Source organism: Photobacterium frigidiphilum (assembly GCF_003025615.1).
Classification (GTDB): Bacteria; Pseudomonadota; Gammaproteobacteria; order Enterobacterales; family Vibrionaceae; genus Photobacterium; species Photobacterium frigidiphilum.
This window is the reverse complement of the sequence record NZ_PYMJ01000029.1, coordinates 1-16,555: the sequence shown is the minus strand read 5'-3', so window position 1 is coordinate 16,555 and position 16,555 is coordinate 1. Positions and strand designations below refer to the sequence as shown.

14 protein-coding genes, 5 tRNA genes and 1 pseudogene are annotated in these 16,555 nt (G+C 42.7%); 4 read left to right on the top strand and 16 right to left on the bottom strand.

Features of this window, described 5'->3' with window-relative positions:
* Positions 1–30: 30 nt before the first annotated feature.
* The 15 genes from rpoB to murB all read right to left on the bottom strand — a co-directional run bounded on the left by rpoB (position 31) and on the right by murB (position 12,368).
* Positions 31–4,056, bottom strand: a complete 4,026-nt coding sequence (rpoB, locus tag C9J12_RS21965; RefSeq protein ID WP_107244647.1) for a DNA-directed RNA polymerase subunit beta — start codon at positions 4,054–4,056, stop codon at positions 31–33.
* A 226-nt stretch (positions 4,057–4,282) separates the two neighbouring features.
* Positions 4,283–4,648 carry a 50S ribosomal protein L7/L12 gene (rplL, locus tag C9J12_RS21960; protein WP_011219959.1) on the bottom strand — a complete coding sequence of 122 codons (366 nt, stop codon included), beginning with the start codon at positions 4,646–4,648 and terminating at the stop codon, positions 4,283–4,285.
* A 60-nt stretch (positions 4,649–4,708) separates the two neighbouring features.
* The gene (gene rplJ / locus C9J12_RS21955; RefSeq protein ID WP_006233765.1) at positions 4,709–5,203 is read right to left on the bottom strand and encodes a 50S ribosomal protein L10; all 495 of its coding nucleotides are present in this window, start codon (positions 5,201–5,203) and stop codon (positions 4,709–4,711) included.
* A gap of 257 nt (positions 5,204–5,460) precedes the next feature.
* Positions 5,461–6,162, bottom strand: coding sequence for a 50S ribosomal protein L1 (gene rplA / locus C9J12_RS21950; RefSeq protein ID WP_107244646.1), 702 nt, complete (start codon positions 6,160–6,162; stop codon positions 5,461–5,463).
* A 4-nt stretch (positions 6,163–6,166) separates the two neighbouring features.
* Positions 6,167–6,595, bottom strand: a complete 429-nt coding sequence (rplK, locus tag C9J12_RS21945) for a 50S ribosomal protein L11 (protein WP_107244645.1) — start codon at positions 6,593–6,595, stop codon at positions 6,167–6,169.
* Positions 6,596–6,719: 124 nt separating this feature from the next.
* Positions 6,720–7,265 carry a transcription termination/antitermination protein NusG gene (nusG, locus tag C9J12_RS21940; protein ID WP_011219962.1) on the bottom strand — a complete coding sequence of 182 codons (546 nt, stop codon included), beginning with the start codon at positions 7,263–7,265 and terminating at the stop codon, positions 6,720–6,722.
* Between the two features lie 11 nt (positions 7,266–7,276).
* Positions 7,277–7,654 carry a preprotein translocase subunit SecE gene (gene secE / locus C9J12_RS21935; protein ID WP_107244644.1) on the bottom strand — a complete coding sequence of 126 codons (378 nt, stop codon included), beginning with the start codon at positions 7,652–7,654 and terminating at the stop codon, positions 7,277–7,279.
* A 218-nt stretch (positions 7,655–7,872) separates the two neighbouring features.
* Positions 7,873–9,057, bottom strand: coding sequence for an elongation factor Tu (gene tuf, locus C9J12_RS21930; RefSeq protein ID WP_107244643.1), 1,185 nt, complete (start codon positions 9,055–9,057; stop codon positions 7,873–7,875).
* A gap of 103 nt (positions 9,058–9,160) precedes the next feature.
* A tRNA-Thr gene (locus C9J12_RS21925) sits at positions 9,161–9,237 on the bottom strand.
* A gap of 12 nt (positions 9,238–9,249) precedes the next feature.
* Positions 9,250–9,324 (bottom strand) — tRNA-Gly (locus C9J12_RS21920).
* A gap of 39 nt (positions 9,325–9,363) precedes the next feature.
* Positions 9,364–9,448: transfer RNA gene (locus C9J12_RS21915), tRNA-Tyr, on the bottom strand.
* Between the two features lie 19 nt (positions 9,449–9,467).
* A tRNA-Thr gene (locus tag C9J12_RS21910) sits at positions 9,468–9,543 on the bottom strand.
* Positions 9,544–9,637: 94 nt separating this feature from the next.
* Positions 9,638–10,369, bottom strand: a complete 732-nt coding sequence (locus C9J12_RS21905; RefSeq protein WP_107244642.1) for a type III pantothenate kinase — start codon at positions 10,367–10,369, stop codon at positions 9,638–9,640.
* Positions 10,369–11,331 carry a bifunctional biotin--[acetyl-CoA-carboxylase] ligase/biotin operon repressor BirA gene (gene birA / locus C9J12_RS21900; protein WP_107244641.1) on the bottom strand — a complete coding sequence of 321 codons (963 nt, stop codon included), beginning with the start codon at positions 11,329–11,331 and terminating at the stop codon, positions 10,369–10,371. Before birA ends, C9J12_RS21905 begins: the two co-directional genes overlap by 1 nt.
* Complete coding sequence (gene murB, locus C9J12_RS21895) at positions 11,328–12,368, bottom strand: UDP-N-acetylmuramate dehydrogenase (RefSeq protein ID WP_107244640.1); 1,041 nt, start codon at positions 12,366–12,368, stop codon at positions 11,328–11,330. The genes birA and murB overlap by 4 nt, the downstream gene beginning before the upstream one ends.
* Before the next feature lie 75 nt (positions 12,369–12,443).
* Here murB and C9J12_RS21890 point away from each other — a divergent pair, with 75 nt between their 5' ends.
* The 4 genes and pseudogenes from C9J12_RS21890 to C9J12_RS30790 all read left to right on the top strand — a co-directional run bounded on the left by C9J12_RS21890 (position 12,444) and on the right by C9J12_RS30790 (position 16,159).
* Positions 12,444–12,875 (top strand): GNAT family N-acetyltransferase, encoded by a 432-nt coding sequence (locus C9J12_RS21890; RefSeq protein ID WP_107244639.1) that lies wholly within the window; start codon positions 12,444–12,446, stop codon positions 12,873–12,875.
* Between the two features lie 123 nt (positions 12,876–12,998).
* Positions 12,999–14,348, top strand: coding sequence for a CDP-diacylglycerol--serine O-phosphatidyltransferase (gene pssA / locus C9J12_RS21885; RefSeq protein ID WP_107244638.1), 1,350 nt, complete (start codon positions 12,999–13,001; stop codon positions 14,346–14,348).
* Positions 14,349–14,355: 7 nt separating this feature from the next.
* Positions 14,356–14,985 carry an isochorismatase family protein gene (locus C9J12_RS21880; protein WP_107244637.1) on the top strand — a complete coding sequence of 210 codons (630 nt, stop codon included), beginning with the start codon at positions 14,356–14,358 and terminating at the stop codon, positions 14,983–14,985.
* A 199-nt stretch (positions 14,986–15,184) separates the two neighbouring features.
* Positions 15,185–16,159, top strand: a pseudogene (locus C9J12_RS30790) (IS630 family transposase).
* A 319-nt stretch (positions 16,160–16,478) separates the two neighbouring features.
* Here C9J12_RS30790 and C9J12_RS21865 read toward each other — a convergent pair.
* Positions 16,479–16,555 (bottom strand) — tRNA-Asp (locus C9J12_RS21865).

Here is a 16,555-nt window from a genome sequence, read left to right as displayed (position 1 = left end):
AGTAACTAATAAAATTGGCATAGCCAAGTCTTATTCGTCTTCCAGCTCGATGTTGATACCCAACGAGCGGATTTCTTTCAACAATACGTTGAACGATTCCGGCATACCAGGTTCCATACGATGATCTCCGTCGACGATGTTTTTATACATCTTCGTACGGCCGTTAACGTCATCTGACTTAACAGTTAGCATTTCTTGAAGAGTATATGCAGCACCGTATGCTTCTAGTGCCCACACTTCCATCTCACCGAAACGCTGACCACCGAACTGAGCTTTACCACCCAGCGGCTGCTGAGTAACAAGGCTGTAAGAACCGGTAGAACGGGCGTGCATCTTGTCATCAACCAAGTGGTTCAGTTTCAGCATGTACATGTAACCAACGGTTACAGGGCGCTCAAACATATCACCGGTACGACCGTCAAACATCTTCAGCTGACCAGACTCTGGTAAGTCACCAAGCTTCAACAGTTCTTTAATTGATGATTCAGGAGCACCATCAAATACTGGAGTTGCAATTGGTAGACCATCACGTAAGTTCTGGACCAACGTATGTACTTGAGCATCAGATAAAGCAGCAATATCTACATCCTGGCGAGTATCACCTAGATCGTAAACTTTCTGTAGGAAGTTACGGAACTTATGTAACTCCTGCTGTTGCTTCAACATCTCGTTAAGTTTGTCACCGATACCTTTCGCTGCAAGACCCATGTGAGTCTCCAGAATCTGGCCGATGTTCATACGAGATGGTACACCCAATGGGTTTAGTACGATTTCAACAGTCTGACCTTTTTCATCGTATGGCATGTCTTCAACAGGACAAATCTTAGAGATTACACCCTTGTTACCATGACGACCCGCCATCTTATCACCAGGTTGAATGCGACGTTTAACAGCTAGGTAAACCTTAACAATCTTAAGGACACCAGGCGCTAAATCATCACCCTGAGTAATTTTACGACGCTTAGTTTCAAACTTTTTATCGAACTCAGCTTTTAATTCATCATACTGTTCAGCTAGTTGTTCTAGTTGATTCTGTAGTGACTCATCATCAAGCGTAAGTGCAAATAGACGCTCGCGGTCCATTGAAGCAATTTTCTCTTCACTGTAACCGATAGAAAGTAGAAGCGTACGAACACGAGCAAGAAGACCACCCTCAAGGATCTGGAATTCTTCTGTGATATCTTTCTTCGCTTCTTTAAGCTGCATCTCTTCAATTTCAAGAGCACGCTTATCTTTTTCTACGCCATCGCGAGTAAATACTTGAACATCGATGATCGTACCAGACACACTGTTTGGTACACGTAAAGACGAATCTTTAACGTCAGATGCTTTTTCACCGAAGATTGCACGTAGCAGTTTTTCTTCTGGAGTAAGCTGAGTTTCACCCTTAGGTGTCACTTTACCTACCAGAATGTCGCCACCTTTAACTTCAGCGCCGATGTAAACGATACCTGACTCATCCAGCTTAGAAAGCGCAGCTTCACCCACATTCGGGATATCAGCAGTGATTTCTTCAGAACCTAGTTTCGTGTCACGCGCCACACAAGAAAGCTCTTGAATGTGGATTGTTGTCAAGCGATCTTGCTGTACAACACGCTCAGAAACTAAGATGGAATCCTCAAAGTTATAACCATTCCAAGGCATGAACGCGATACGAATGTTCTGGCCAAGAGCAAGTTCACCCAGATCGGTCGAAGGACCATCTGCAAGCACGTCACCACGAGATACTGGCTCACCTGGCATCACAGTTGGACGCTGGTTAATACAAGTATTCTGGTTAGAACGGGTGTACTTAGTTAGGTTATAAATATCGATACCAGCTTCGCCTGGTACTAGCTCGTCTTCGTTAACTTTAACAACGATACGAGAAGCATCTACAGACTGAACTTGACCGCCACGTTTAGCTACAGCTGTTACGCCGGAGTCAACCGCTACAGAACGCTCAATACCTGTACCAACTAACGGCTTATCAGCACGTAATGTTGGAACAGCCTGACGTTGCATGTTTGCACCCATAAGTGCACGGTTAGCATCATCGTGCTCTAGGAACGGGATTAGGGATGCCGCCACAGATACAACCTGGTTGGTTGCAACGTCCATGTATTGAACGTGGTCGCGTGGGTGCAAACCTGAATCGCCTTTCTGGCGAGCAGTGATTAGTTCATCGCTAAAGCTACCATCAGTTTCCAACGCAGCATTCGCCTGAGCGATAACATACTGGCCTTCTTCGATAGCAGACAGGTAATCGATTTGGTCGGTAACTTTACCATCAACTACTTTACGGTATGGAGTTTCCAAGAAACCGTAAGAGTTACAACGCGCATATACAGATAGCGAGTTGATTAGACCGATGTTTGGACCTTCTGGCGTTTCGATAGGACATAAACGACCGTAGTGAGTCGCGTGTACATCTCGAACTTCAAAACCAGCACGTTCACGAGTCAGACCACCTGGACCAAGCGCCGAAATACGACGTTTGTGAGTAACTTCTGATAGTGGGTTGTTCTGGTCCATAAACTGAGACAATTGAGAAGAACCGAAGAACTCCTTAACTGCAGCAGAAATTGGCTTAGCATTGATCAGGTCTTGAGGCATGATTGCATCAAGATCGCCTAAACTTAGACGCTCTTTAACAGCACGCTCAACACGAACTAGACCAACACGGAACTGGTTTTCAGCCATCTCACCAACTGAACGGATACGACGGTTACCAAGGTGGTCGATATCATCAACTTCACCACGGCCGTTACGGATCTCGATAAGCTTCTTCATCACTTCGATAATATCGCTGTGATCAAGAATGCCAGAACCAGTTGTTTCTTCACGAAGAAGAGAGCTGTTAAACTTCATACGACCAACTGCTGACAAGTCATAGCGATCTTCAGAGAAGAATAAGCTATTAAACAGTTGTTCAGCCGCTTCACGTGTAGGTGGCTCGCCAGGACGCATCATGCGGTAGATTTCTACTAACGCACTTAGACGGTCTGTTGTGCTATCAACACGTAGCGTCTCAGACATGTACGGTCCGTAATCTAGATCATTCGTAAATAGAACTTCAATAGACTTGTGACCTGCCTGAGAAAGCAATGCTAATATTTCCAGGCTTAATTCCTGGTTAGCAGCTGCAATTAACTCGCCGGTTTCTTCATTCACGTAATCACGTGAAGAGATCTTACCCACGATGTATTCAACAGGTACTTCGATTTGATCAACGCCGTCTTTGCCTAATTGGCGAATATGACGAGCGGTGATACGACGACCTTGTTCAACGTACACTTTACCGTTAGCTTCGATATCAAAGCTTGCAGTTTCACCACGTAGACGTTCAGGCACTAGTTCCATGACTAGTGACTTACCTTGAACTTCGAAAGAAACTTTATCGAAGAACATATCAAGGATTTGTTCTGTGGTGTAATCAAGTGCGCGTAAAATTACAGAAGCAGCTAGCTTACGACGACGGTCGATACGTACGAATACGTTATCCTTAGGATCAAATTCGAAATCCAACCATGAACCACGGTATGGGATTACGCGTGCATTATAAAGCACTTTACCTGAGGAGTGGGTCTTACCCTTATCGCTGTCGAAGAAGACACCTGGGCTACGGTGCAGCTGGGATACGATAACTCTCTCGGTACCGTTAATAACGAAAGTACCGTTATTTGTCATGAGCGGAATTTCGCCCATGTATACTTCTTGTTCTTTAATGTCTTTTACGGTGCCTGCAGGTGCGTCTTTGTCATACATGACAAGACGTAGCTTCACACGTAACGGTGCGGAGTAAGTTACGCCACGAATTTGACATTCTTTAACATCGAAGACCGGCTCACCGAGACGATAGCTAACGTATTGCAGCTCGGAATTGCCATTATAGCTCTGAATTGGAAAAACAGAACGAAAGGCAGCTTCTAGACCGTAATGCCCTTCTGGATCCTGCTCGATGAACTTTTGAAAAGAATCAAGCTGGATCGACAGCAAGTATGGAGCATCCAAAACGCGCGGACGCTTACCAAAATCCTTACGGATACGCTTTTTCTCGGTATAAGAGTAAACCATAGGTTCCTCAGATCGCTGATAAGTGATCCAAACTGTCCAACTAAGGGACAGTGACTAATAACACTGTTTATTGTAGGAACAGTTTTGAAGAATCAAAAACTGTTTTTTTGCAAGAATAATAGTTACAAAACAATGTGAAAATTACCATTATCCTACAGCGCAAAAAGGCCGGAGGCAATTCAGCCTCCAGCCATTAGCCTTTTCAGGCTAAGAAATTAAGTAATAATTACTTAATTTCAACAGAAGCGCCAACTTCTTCTAGCTGAGCTTTAAGAGCTTCAGCTTCAGCTTTGTCAACACCTTCTTTAACAGATGCTGGAGCGCTGTCAACTACTGCTTTAGCTTCTTTAAGGCCAAGACCAGTTGCGCCACGTACAGCTTTGATAACTTGTACTTTCTGTGCGCCAACAGCTGTTAGGATAACGTCAAACTCAGTTTGCTCTTCAGCAGCTTCAGCAGCAGCGCCGCCAGCAACTACTGCAGCAGCAGCAGTAACACCGAATTTTTCTTCCATAGCTTCGATAAGCTCAACAACTTGCATTACAGACATATCTGCAACTGCGTCTAGGATTTGCTCGTTTGTGATAGACATAACAATTCTCTTTGAAATCAACAATTAATTTAATATAGCGTTCAGATAAAACAAGGACAATTAAGCCGCTGCTTCTTCTTTCTGATCGCGTACAGCTGCGATAGTACGTACCAGCTTGCCAGCTGAAGCTTCTTTCATGCACATCATTAGGCGTGCAATAGCTTCGTCGTAAGTTGGTAGTGTCGCAAGAACTTCTGCGTCAACAACAGCGCCTTCGAATGCGGCTGCTTTGAACTCAAAATCTTTATTCTCTTTAGCGAAGTCTTTAAAAAGACGCGCTGCAGCACCTGGGTGCTCATTAGAGAAACCGATTAGTGAAGGACCAACAAAAACGTCTTTTAGACATTCGAAATCAGTACCTTCAACTGCGCGGCGTGCTAGTGTGTTACGAACAACTTTCAGGTAAACGCCGTTTTCACGAGCTTGTTTACGAAGAGAAGTCATCGCACCAACTGCAACACCACGAGAGTCAGCAACAACTGCAGACAGGGCACCATTGGCAGCTTCGTTGACTTCAGCAACAATTGCTTTTTTGTCTTGAAGATTTAATGCCATTGGATATAGCTCCTGGATTTTTTGCTGGGTTACCCCAGTCATTACACCACTCACTGTCAGCATGACAGGAGAGTCTTACGGCGCAGATCCAAGAAAGATAAAATCAATCATGTTCTGGCACCGTCTACGTAGGTAAAGATTAAGTTTCGAAAAACACCTACGGTCTTTGACGAAGGTCGATTACAAAGTAATCAACCTCAGCCATGAATTTGTGAACGCCGAATTATACATCAATCTAGCAATTCTGCAAATCAGTTTTATAGGCTAGCTTCCAGAGTACCCTGGTCTAGCGAAACACCTGCACCCATAGTGGTAGAGATGCTTATTTTCTTGATGAAAACACCTTTCGCTGAAGAAGGCTTAGCTTTCTTCAGAGCAACTAGAAGAGATTCTAAGTTCTCTTTTAGTTGAGCGCCATCAAAGTCCACTTTACCGATAGTAGTGTGGATGATGCCGTTTTTGTCGTTACGGTAACGAACCTGACCAGCTTTAGCATTTTTAACTGCTTGAGCAACGTTAGGCGTTACAGTACCAACCTTAGGGTTTGGCATAAGACCGCGTGGACCAAGGATAGTACCTAATTGACCAACAACGCGCATTGCATCTGGAGATGCGATAACAACGTCAAAGTCCATTATGCCTTTCTTAACTTGGTCAGCAAGATCTTCCATACCGATTAGGTCAGCGCCAGCTTCTTTAGCAGCTTCTGCGTTAGCACCTTGAGTGAACACAGCAACACGGATGTCACGACCTGTACCGTGTGGTAGCACTGTAGCGCCACGAACGTTTTGGTCTGATTTACGTGCATCAATGCCAAGGTTAACAGCAACGTCAACACTTTCTACGAATTTAGCAGTAGCTAATTCTTTAAGAAGAGCAACAGCTTCGTTGATGTCGTAAGATTTAGTCGCATCAACTTTGTCACGAATTACGCGCATGCGCTTAGTAATTTTAGCCATTTTCTTAACCCTCTACCACTAGGCCCATTGAACGAGCAGTACCTGCAATCGAACGCTTCATAGCTTCGATGTCAGCACCAGTCATATCAGCTGCTTTAGTTTCAGCAATTTCCTGAACCTGAGCGTCAGTAATAGTACCAACTTTTTCAGTGTTCGGACGGCCAGAACCAGACTTAACGCCAGCTGCTTTCTTAAGAAGAACTGCTGCAGGTGGAGTCTTAGTGATGAACGTGAAAGAACGGTCACTGTAAACTGTGATAACTACAGGAGTCGGAAGACCCTTCTCAACAGAATCTGTACGTGCGTTGAACGCTTTACAGAATTCCATGATGTTAACACCGTGCTGACCTAGAGCAGGACCAACTGGTGGACTTGGGTTTGCTGCACCAGCTGCAACCTGCAGCTTGATGTATGCTTCTACTTTTTTAGCCATTGCTATATACCTAAATTTGGGTTCAAACGTCCACTTTCAAAAAGTAGACTCCCCGTCTAACGAAAGGGCGCGAAATTATAGTCTAATCTCATGCCCATGACAATTAAAACTGATTATAAAACGATCAGTTCTTTTCTACTTGGCCAAATTCCAATTCGACTGGCGTTGCACGACCGAAGATAGAAACAGAAACCTTAACACGGCTCTTATCATAATCGACATGCTCAACAACACCGTTGAAGTCTGCAAATGGACCATCAGTAACACGAACCACTTCACCTGGTTCGAAGACTGTTTTATGGACTGGAGACTCACTCGCCTGCTGAAGACGATTAAGAATCGCATCCGCCTCTTTATCAGAGATAGGAGCAGGGCGGTCAGATGTACCGCCAATGAACCCCATTACACGAGGAATACTACGTACTAGGTGCCATGTTTGATCATTCATCACCATTTGTACAAGCACATAGCCTGGGAAGAACTTACGTTCACTCTTCCTACGCTGGCCAGCACGCATTTCAACCACTTCCTCGGTTGGTACTAGTACCTCGTCAAAATAGTCTTCCATACTATGCATTTTGATGTGCTCGCGTAGTGATTGTGCTACTCGGCCTTCAAAACCAGAGAAGGCTTGCACTACATACCATCGTTTTTTTGGAGCTTCGCTCATGAACTCTTACCTCATACACCGGTAACTAGGCGGACTAAACGGACCATAATGCCGTCGATGCCCCACAGGGCTAAAGCCATAACAACAGTGACGGCTAAAACAATAAAGGTTGTCTGCGTAGCTTCCTGCCGAGTTGGCCATACCACTTTGCGGACTTCCATGCGCGATTCACGAGCAAACGTAATCGCGGTTTTACCTTTCGCTGTAAATATGGCGATACCACCAGCAGCAGCGACAAGAATCACTACTGATGCAGCACGCAATACTACAGAAACATCACTGTACAGGTAATTACCAACCACAGCGGCAGCTAACAAAGCAAATATGGCGACCCATTTAAGGCCATCCATACTACTAGGGCTGTTTTGGTTTTCGGCATTCGCTTTCATACAACCAACCTGTAACTAGTCTCAATATAGACGAAAACAACCCCGCTATTGCGAGGTCCTAAATGAAGAAAAGGACTAAGCCTTTAATGACATTGATAAAAACTTCATTACTACGAACATTTATTCTACGCATTGTGACCAAAAAATATGCTCATCAAAATTTAAACGCAGAAAAAGGGCATCAAATGATGCCCTTTTTGGTACCGTGTCGTCAAATCTTATTCAAAGATCTTGGCAACAACACCTGCACCAACTGTACGACCACCTTCACGGATCGCAAAGCGCAGACCTTCATCCATCGCGATAGGCGCGATTAGCGTAACTTTCATCTGAATGTTATCGCCAGGCATTACCATCTCAACGCCTTCTGGCAATTCGATAGTACCCGTTACATCAGTTGTACGGAAGTAGAACTGTGGACGGTAACCTTTGAAGAAAGGAGTATGGCGACCACCTTCATCTTTAGACAGAACATAGATTTCTGACTCGAAAGTAGTGTGTGGAGTAATTGAACCCGGCTTAGCAAGAACTTGACCACGTTCAACGTCATCACGCTTAGTACCACGTAGAAGAACACCAACGTTCTCACCAGCACGGCCTTCGTCAAGAAGCTTACGGAACATTTCAACACCAGTACATGTAGTAGTGATAGTCTCTTTGATACCGATGATTGCAACTTCTTCACCAACACGTACGATACCTTGCTCAACACGACCAGTTACAACAGTACCACGACCTTGAATTGAGAAAACATCTTCGATTGGAAGGATGAATGGAAGATCAATTGCACGCTCTGGCTCTGGGATGTAGTTATCTAGAGCTTCAGCTAGTTCAATGATTTTCTCTTCCCACTGAGCTTCACCGTTAAGTGCGCCTAGTGCAGAACCCATGATTACTGGGCAGTCATCACCTGGGAAATCGTATTCAGAAAGAAGTTCACGAACTTCCATTTCTACTAGCTCTAGTAGCTCTTCATCATCAACCATGTCACATTTGTTCATGAATACGATGATGTAAGGAATACCAACCTGACGACCAAGAAGGATGTGCTCACGTGTTTGTGGCATAGGGCCATCAGTTGCAGCAACAACTAGGATACCACCATCCATTTGAGCAGCACCAGTGATCATGTTTTTAACATAATCGGCGTGTCCAGGACAGTCAACGTGTGCATAGTGGCGAGCAGGAGTATCATATTCTACGTGAGAAGTAGAAATTGTGATACCGCGCTCGCGCTCTTCTGGAGCGTTATCGATAGAAGCGAAGTCTTTTGCATCACCACCGTACACTTTTGCAAGTACAGTACAGATAGCAGCAGTTAGAGTTGTTTTACCGTGATCGACGTGGCCGATTGTACCAACGTTAACATGCGGTTTTAGACGTTCAAATTTTTCTTTAGACATGGATAGTCCCTCTAGACACGGCATTAAGTGGCATTACGACCACACAACCAAACATAGGTTTGTAGAGTATATATCAAATGATTTGAGAGCGACTTGGAGAGAATGGTGCTAATAGGCGGAGTCTAACCGTCGACCTCACCCCTTACCAAGGGTGCGCTCTACCAACTGAGCTATATCAGCGCACAAGAAGTATGGAGCGTGCAGCGGGAATCGAACCCGCATCATCAGCTTGGAAGGCTGAGGTAATAGCCATTATACGATGCACGCAAAACTCATCACTCGAAGAGCGGTCAAACTACTTGAAAATGGTGGAGGGGGAAGGATTCGAACCTTCGAAGGCAGAGCCGTCAGATTTACAATCTGATCCCTTTGGCCACTCGGGAACCCCTCCAGGGGTATTACAAAAATACTGGTGCCGACTACCGGAGTCGAACTGGTGACCTACTGATTACAAGTCAGTTGCTCTACCTACTGAGCTAAGTCGGCTTTAGTGCTGCGCATTTTAGTGAATGATCTATAGGCTTGCAATACCTTTAAGGCTATTTTTTAAATTTTTTGCTAACGGTTTTATGTTACAGCATTAACGACATTTGGCGTATAGGGCTAAACCTTCCAGTACTAACTCTGAGCAATGTTGATAATGTCTCGACCATTGAACTGGGAGATGGCGCATACCTCCACCACACAAAATCACTTGAGGCTCTTCGCCCAATTTATCTTTTGCCTGCTTTAAACCGTATTCGATTAAACCAATTAATGCAGCGCGACAGCCATTTTTTAAACCATCAGCGGTATTGTCAGAAAATGTAATACACTCTCCGTGCTCACGATCAGAAAAAACTTTACAGGTATTTTCTAGTACTGACTGCATCATAAGTTGGTAACCAGGCGCAATCCAACCACCTAAATGTTTGCCATCTTCAGCTAACACATCGAACGTTAAAGCCGTACCAATATCAACAATCACTGTTGGTTTTTTAAATTTTTGCCGAATGGCAACTAAAGTTAACCATCGATCAACACCAAGATATTGATATTCAGAATACGCATTTTTAACGCCAAAATCTTTTCGTAATGTTTTCACCTGCATTACAGGGATATTGGCCATCTGAGCAATACGTTGAATTGAATTATCAACCTCAACAGGCCCAACGCTAGCAAACACTATTCGATGAATTCCTTTCTCTAGTAGTGGTTCAAGTACCATTTCTAATTTACGGCTAGGATAACGACCCAACAGTTCAAATTTTCCAGATTCAAATAATTGGGCAACTTTAACGTAGGTATTGCCGGCTTCAATCAATAATTGCATCAACAACCTCTAAGGCTGATTTCACCACCGATATAAGGTTCAATCCCTGATTCGGTTTCAAGTAATAAGGCACCCTGCTTATCAATTCCACGAGCAATCCCTTCGATTACACGTTGGCCAATTAATAATTTAACAGGGCGATTCAAAAAGTTATCTATTCTATTCCAACGTTCAACAAAGCCATCTAATCCGACTTGTTCATAAGTTATTAATGTCTTTTGTAAACTATCAATAAGTTCAGCAGCTAGATGATTTCGCTCAGGCAGTTTATCGCAAGCTTGCGACAGATTTGTCCAAGCCTGTCCAATATCACTCCCTTCCGTATCCGGCATATTGATATTCAAGCCCATCCCTATGACAAGATGAGCAGCATCGCCAGCCTGACCAGTCATCTCAACTAAGATCCCTGCCAGTTTTTTATCTCTATAATAGAGATCATTAGGCCATTTCACTCTAACTTCATCAGCACCGAGTGATTGTAATGTTTCAGCAATAGCGACACCAACAACGAGACTCAACCCCATAGCAGCCGCCATACCCGCATCTAGGCGCCAATACATAGATAAATAAAGGTTGCTACCAAACGGTGACAGCCATTGTCGTCCACGGCGCCCCCTACCTGCCTGCTGGTATTCCGCTAAGCAAACAGCACCCTTAGGTAAAAGCCCAAAGCGATCCAGTAAATACTGATTAGTCGAGTCAATTATGGGAATTAACTCTAACTGCGGACACTTTACCTGAGACAAAATCTTATCGCAATCCAGTAACTCTATCGGAGTAGATATACAATACCCCTTCCCCTGAATACGAAATAGGTCTAACCCCCAAAGCTGTAACACTTTGATATGCTTACTTATGGCAGATCTTGAAATACCTAGAGACTCACCAAGAGCCTCTCCGGAATGGAATTGACCATCAGCCAATAGCTTAATTAATGCTAACCGCGTGGCATGTTCTTTCATGCTAACACCTCAGACAACGTCGTTTCTTTTGACGCCCCCATAAAGCGCACTTCATGTTCGAGCAACACCCCAAATTTATCATTAACTGCGTTAACAACGTGTTGGGCCAGTAACAATACATCTCTAGCGGTAGCATTTCCCGTATTGACTAACACAAGAGCCTGTTTTTCATGCACTTTTGCACCACCAATCTGCATACCTTTCAAATCACACTGATCAATCAACCAGCCAGCCGCTAGTTTATATTCAAGATTTGAAACTTTATAGTTTGGCATTTGAGGGTATTGATACAACAATGCATCTTTAATTGATTGCGTTATCACTGGGTTTTTAAAAAAACTCCCAGCATTCCCCAACACTTGTGGATCGGGTAATTTCGACTGTCTAATTCTGCAAACAGCATTAAAAACATCAATCGCAGCAACCGTTGTCTTGTTAAGCTCAGCTAAAGGACCATAGGTTGTTTTAGGCTCCCATTCCTTTTTCAAAGTAAAGCCGACCGCAACGATGATATGGGTTTCTTTCAATTCATGCTTAAAAACTGAATCTCGATAACCAAATTGACACTCTTTACGACTCAACCTTGATACTTCACCAGAATCAATATTTAAAATATCGACATATTGACAAATATCTTGCAGCTCTACGCCATAAGCACCAATATTTTGAATCGGAGAGGACCCAACACAACCAGGTATCAGGGCAAGGTTTTCTAGTCCTGGCATATTATGTTCAATGGTCCATTGAACGAAGCCATGCCAGTCTTCCCCTGCCCCTACATGTAATAAATAACTCTCTGCAGTCTCGTTAACCGTTATTCCTTTAATACGGTTAAGTACAACAACACCAGAAAAATCATCACAAAAAAGTAGGTTACTGCCCTTACCTAAAACTAATTTAGGCAGTGTCTGATATTGCTTATCACGCCAAATCAACAATAAATCGTCAACTGACTCAGCCTCAATAAGTGCATAAGCTTGTGACTCTATACCAAAGGTGTGAAAAGCAGCCAACGATGTTTCTTGTAAAATTCTCATGCTAATATCGAACCATACCTTTTATACTCATCGCAATATTTTACCCGATTCATACTAACTACGCAGTGTTTTCCCATGACTAAGCTTAGATTTCACCATTTAGAACCTCTTCGTTTTCCACTAGTAAACCGATTATATAAAAGCTACTACCCCGCAGGAAAAGCAAAAAAAGATGAAATAATATGGGTTGGAGATAATGAGAAAGGTATAATTTGCGTCGTTAGATTCAAGCAGTTTGAAAACATTCAGTTATTAACCGGAATGCTTGTTCACCCTGAATTTCGTGAACAAGGGATTGCTAAAGATTTGTTAGTGGCAACGAAAACGCAAATAAATTACAAGCCTTGTTACTGTTTTGCATTTCGGGAATTAATCCCACTTTATTCAAACGCTAACTTCCATTTAGTCGACAAAACTGAGTTACCTGAAATACTTTCTAACCGATTAATACGTTATATTAGCAGTGGGAAAGACCTTGTCGCGATGCGTTATGAACGCTTAACTTGACACATTTTAATATACTCGTGACATAAGCTAACAATAGGGTACATTGACATCAGAAATTTTCTGGTATAATCCCGCTCTTATTTAACAGGTTTATCTACCGTAAGTCGCGCAAACGAGGCAATAATGGATTCAGCTATTACAAATAGGCAGCGTATTGAACAGCTGCCATGTATTGCTCACAAGCCAGAAGAATTGGAAACACTTTTAGATGCTGGTTCATTCAGAGAGCGCCTTCATACTGAAATCATGCAGGCAAAGCATCGTATTTATCTAGTTGCTTTATATTTGCAAGATGATGAAGCTGGTAGAGCAATTCTGACATCATTATATGAAGCAAAACAGCTCAACCCTAATCTCGATATCAAAGTATTGGTTGATTGGCATCGTGCACAACGAGGACTAATTGGGGCCGCACAATCTGACGGCAATGCTGCTTTTTATCGTGAATTTGCAGAGAAGTATCAATATCAAATTGAAGTTCTAGGGGTACCAGTTAGAAACCGTGAAGTATTTGGTGTTTTACATCTTAAAGGTTTCATTGTTGATAACAAAGTTATCTATAGTGGTGCTAGCCTAAACGATGTGTATTTAGCTCAACATGTGCGTTATCGCTATGACAGATACCATGTGATTCACAATGTAAAGCTTGCAGATAGTATGGCAGGCTTTATCACAAATACTTTAGTAGAAAGTGATGCTGTCAATTGCTTGAACCAAGAAGTACGTCCTGACACCAAGTCTCTAAAAGGTGCAATCAAAAACCTTCGCTCTCAGCTACAGCGTGCTAGTTATAATTATCAAGCTGACGAAATTAACGAAGACCAAGTTGGTTTAACACCTTTACTTGGTTTAGGTAAGCGCAAAAATAAACTAAACGAACATATTTGCACTCTTATTGCTAGTTCACAAAAAGAACTCATAATATGCACGCCCTACTTCAATTTCCCTCGGACTGTAGGTAGAGAAGTTCGCCGTGCAATACGACGAGGTGTTAAAGTCACAATTGTTATTGGTGACAAAACAGCTAATGATTTCTTTATCCCACCAAATGAACCATTCAAAACGATCGCAGGATTACCTTATTTATATGAAGTAAACCTCCGTAACTTTGCAAAACAAAATGAAGCAGCAATAGCCCGTAGACAACTAGCCATACATCTATGGAAACACGAAGATAATAGTTTTCACCTTAAGGGGATATGGGTAGATCGGAGCTACATGCTAATTACGGGGAATAATTTAAACCCAAGGGCGTGGAAATTAGATCTAGAAAATGCCATTTTAGTTCATGATAAGAATCAGTTATTGGCAGACCAAAAACAAAAAGAGTTAGATTGTATTCTTAAACATACCCAATTAGTTGGCAGCTATAAATTCATCGAAAAAATAGATAGTTACCCAGCTCCAGTCCGAAAGCTTATTAAACGAATTCGTCGTATTAAAGCCGACCATATCCTCAATCAAATCTTGTAGGTATCAAATGATTATTGCAGCCATAGATGTTGATCCACAAAAAGCATTTACTCCTCTTTGCCCAAATGAGCTTCCGGTAAATGAGGGTGACATCATTGGTCCAGCATTAAATACACAGGCAAGAAAAGCAAATTTTCGAGTTCTCACGAAAGATGCCCATCAATCAAAGGCAATATGGACTGTAGATAATCATTCTCAAATGCTACAGCCTTTAAATCATCCAAATGCAGACTTAACTTGGGTATCACATGCGGTACCTGGTACCAGAGGCTTTGAGACTATTCCAGAGCTTCCAGCAGTCACTGATTATGATTTCGTTGTATGGAAAGGTATAGAAGAAGATTTGCATCCATACGGAGCCTGTTATCACGACATAGCAGAGCAGCTTAGTACTGGGCTTATCGAATGGCTCATAGTTAAAGAAGTAGATACTGTTTTGATTGGTGGCCTTGCTACTGATTATTGTGTAAAGACAACTGCACTGCAATTAGTTAAAAGTAAGCAATTCAAGGTCATCGTTAACGTAGAGGCTTGTCGAGGAATCGCGACAGAAACAATAGAATTAGCTTACAAAGAAATGTCTCAGGCTGGCATTACCATCATTCAAAATATTAATGACTTACAAATACATTTATAATCCCGCCCTAATAAATGCCTGATTCATTAACGTTTCAGGCTAGACACGCAATATGACTGCTTCTACTCTCATTAAAGATATTTGATTCCTCTTAAAATAAGCCTAATGCGCTTCATCAGATATAGTGAATAAAAGGTTATACTATTCTAGTTAAATATATGATCTAATTGAGGCTACCTACTTTGTCTGAGTTATTGCCATGGATAGCCTTAATAATATCGACTTTAAATCCCTTGCCAGCAAACAAACATCTATCCAGATGAAAATGCGTTTTTTGGCACTGGCTCACTTCCAAGATGGTCATTCATGTACTCAAATTGCTAAGTACCTAAAGGTGAGTCGTACCAGTGTAAACAAATGGATTCAGGTTTTTCTTAAAGAAGGACTCGACGGACTAAGGGAAAAACCGCGTACCGGGCGTCCTTCTTTTCTCTCTCATCAAGAAAAGCAACAGCTCGCCAAGTACATTGAAGAGAGCGCGGCTAAACCTGATGGTGGCAGACTCACAGGTCATGATATTCATGACTACATCACGCAAACATTTGGCAAAGCATACCACCCAGACTACATCTATATATTGCTCAAAAAAATGGGCTTTTCATGGATAACCTCTCGCTCAAAGCACCCTAAGCAGTGCGATAAAATCCAAGAAGATTTTAAAAAAATTCAAAATAGAAACGATCCTTAAGATCCTTGGTCACATAGGGCTTGAGAATGTTGATGTTTGAAGCACGATTCGGTTAATAGAACACCACAACAAGGGTCTGGGCAAAGACAGGAACGCGTCATCAAACAGCAGCAGTTTGAATATGCGTATCTCTTTGGTTCTGTTTGTCCTAGACGAGGCATTGGAGAAGCAATCGTTGTTCCTTGGAGCAATAAAGATGCGATGAAACTACATCTTCAGCAAATATCAAATGCGACAGAAAAAAGCAGGCATGCCGTTGTAATAATGGATGGTGCAGGGTGGCATACCGAGGACACCGCACATAGTTTTCATAATATCAGTATCGTAAAACTTCCTCCCTATTCACCAGAGCTCAATTCAATAGAACAAGTTTGGAGCTGGATGAGGCAACACCATTTAGCCAATCAAGCTTTTGAAAATTATGATGAGATTGTTGATAAGATGTGCAGTGCTTGGAACAGCTTTCTCAGTAACACGGAAGGGTAACAAAGATGTGCACGAGAAGCTGGATTGGCCTGACCAGTTATAATTAGCTAGAATGGTATTAAAGGCTCATAACCACCTTATAAAACTCAGGTAATACCAAAGGCTGTAAGGCCGTTAGAATGATATGAAGATAAGGTGCGAAATCCATCAGGGCTAGAGAATTCACATTCTCAACTAAGCCGAATATATGGCAGCAAACGAGTTTCATTAATCTTCATCATTATGCCTTGCAATGCGAGAGTGTCCATATATGGTATTAGTACCACTTATCTACAGACGAAAAAAAGCCCTAATCTTTCGATTAGGGCTTCTTCAATAATGGCGGAGTGGACGGGACTCGAACCCGCGACCCCCGGCGTGACAGGCCGGTATTCTAACCAACTGAACTACCACTCC

What these genes read in the sequence shown, in the direction of transcription:
- rpoB (WP_107244647.1), bottom strand. Translation starts at nt 4,056, where the DNA reads ATGGTTTACTCTTATACCGAGAAAAAGCGTATCCGTAAGGATTTTGGT.
- rplL (WP_011219959.1), bottom strand. Translation starts at nt 4,648, where the DNA reads ATGTCTATCACAAACGAGCAAATCCTAGACGCAGTTGCAGATATGTCT.
- rplJ (WP_006233765.1), bottom strand. Translation starts at nt 5,203, where the DNA reads ATGGCATTAAATCTTCAAGACAAAAAAGCAATTGTTGCTGAAGTCAAC.
- rplA (WP_107244646.1), bottom strand. Translation starts at nt 6,162, where the DNA reads ATGGCTAAAATTACTAAGCGCATGCGCGTAATTCGTGACAAAGTTGAT.
- rplK (WP_107244645.1), bottom strand. Translation starts at nt 6,595, where the DNA reads ATGGCTAAAAAAGTAGAAGCATACATCAAGCTGCAGGTTGCAGCTGGT.
- nusG (WP_011219962.1), bottom strand. Translation starts at nt 7,265, where the DNA reads ATGAGCGAAGCTCCAAAAAAACGATGGTATGTAGTGCAAGCCTTCTCT.
- secE (WP_107244644.1), bottom strand. Translation starts at nt 7,654, where the DNA reads ATGAAAGCGAATGCCGAAAACCAAAACAGCCCTAGTAGTATGGATGGC.
- tuf (WP_107244643.1), bottom strand. Translation starts at nt 9,057, where the DNA reads ATGTCTAAAGAAAAATTTGAACGTCTAAAACCGCATGTTAACGTTGGT.
- C9J12_RS21905 (WP_107244642.1), bottom strand. Translation starts at nt 10,369, where the DNA reads ATGCAATTATTGATTGAAGCCGGCAATACCTACGTTAAAGTTGCCCAA.
- birA (WP_107244641.1), bottom strand. Translation starts at nt 11,331, where the DNA reads ATGAAAGAACATGCCACGCGGTTAGCATTAATTAAGCTATTGGCTGAT.
- murB (WP_107244640.1), bottom strand. Translation starts at nt 12,368, where the DNA reads ATGAGAATTTTACAAGAAACATCGTTGGCTGCTTTTCACACCTTTGGT.
- C9J12_RS21890 (WP_107244639.1), top strand. Translation starts at nt 12,444, where the DNA reads ATGACTAAGCTTAGATTTCACCATTTAGAACCTCTTCGTTTTCCACTA.
- pssA (WP_107244638.1), top strand. Translation starts at nt 12,999, where the DNA reads ATGGATTCAGCTATTACAAATAGGCAGCGTATTGAACAGCTGCCATGT.
- C9J12_RS21880 (WP_107244637.1), top strand. Translation starts at nt 14,356, where the DNA reads ATGATTATTGCAGCCATAGATGTTGATCCACAAAAAGCATTTACTCCT.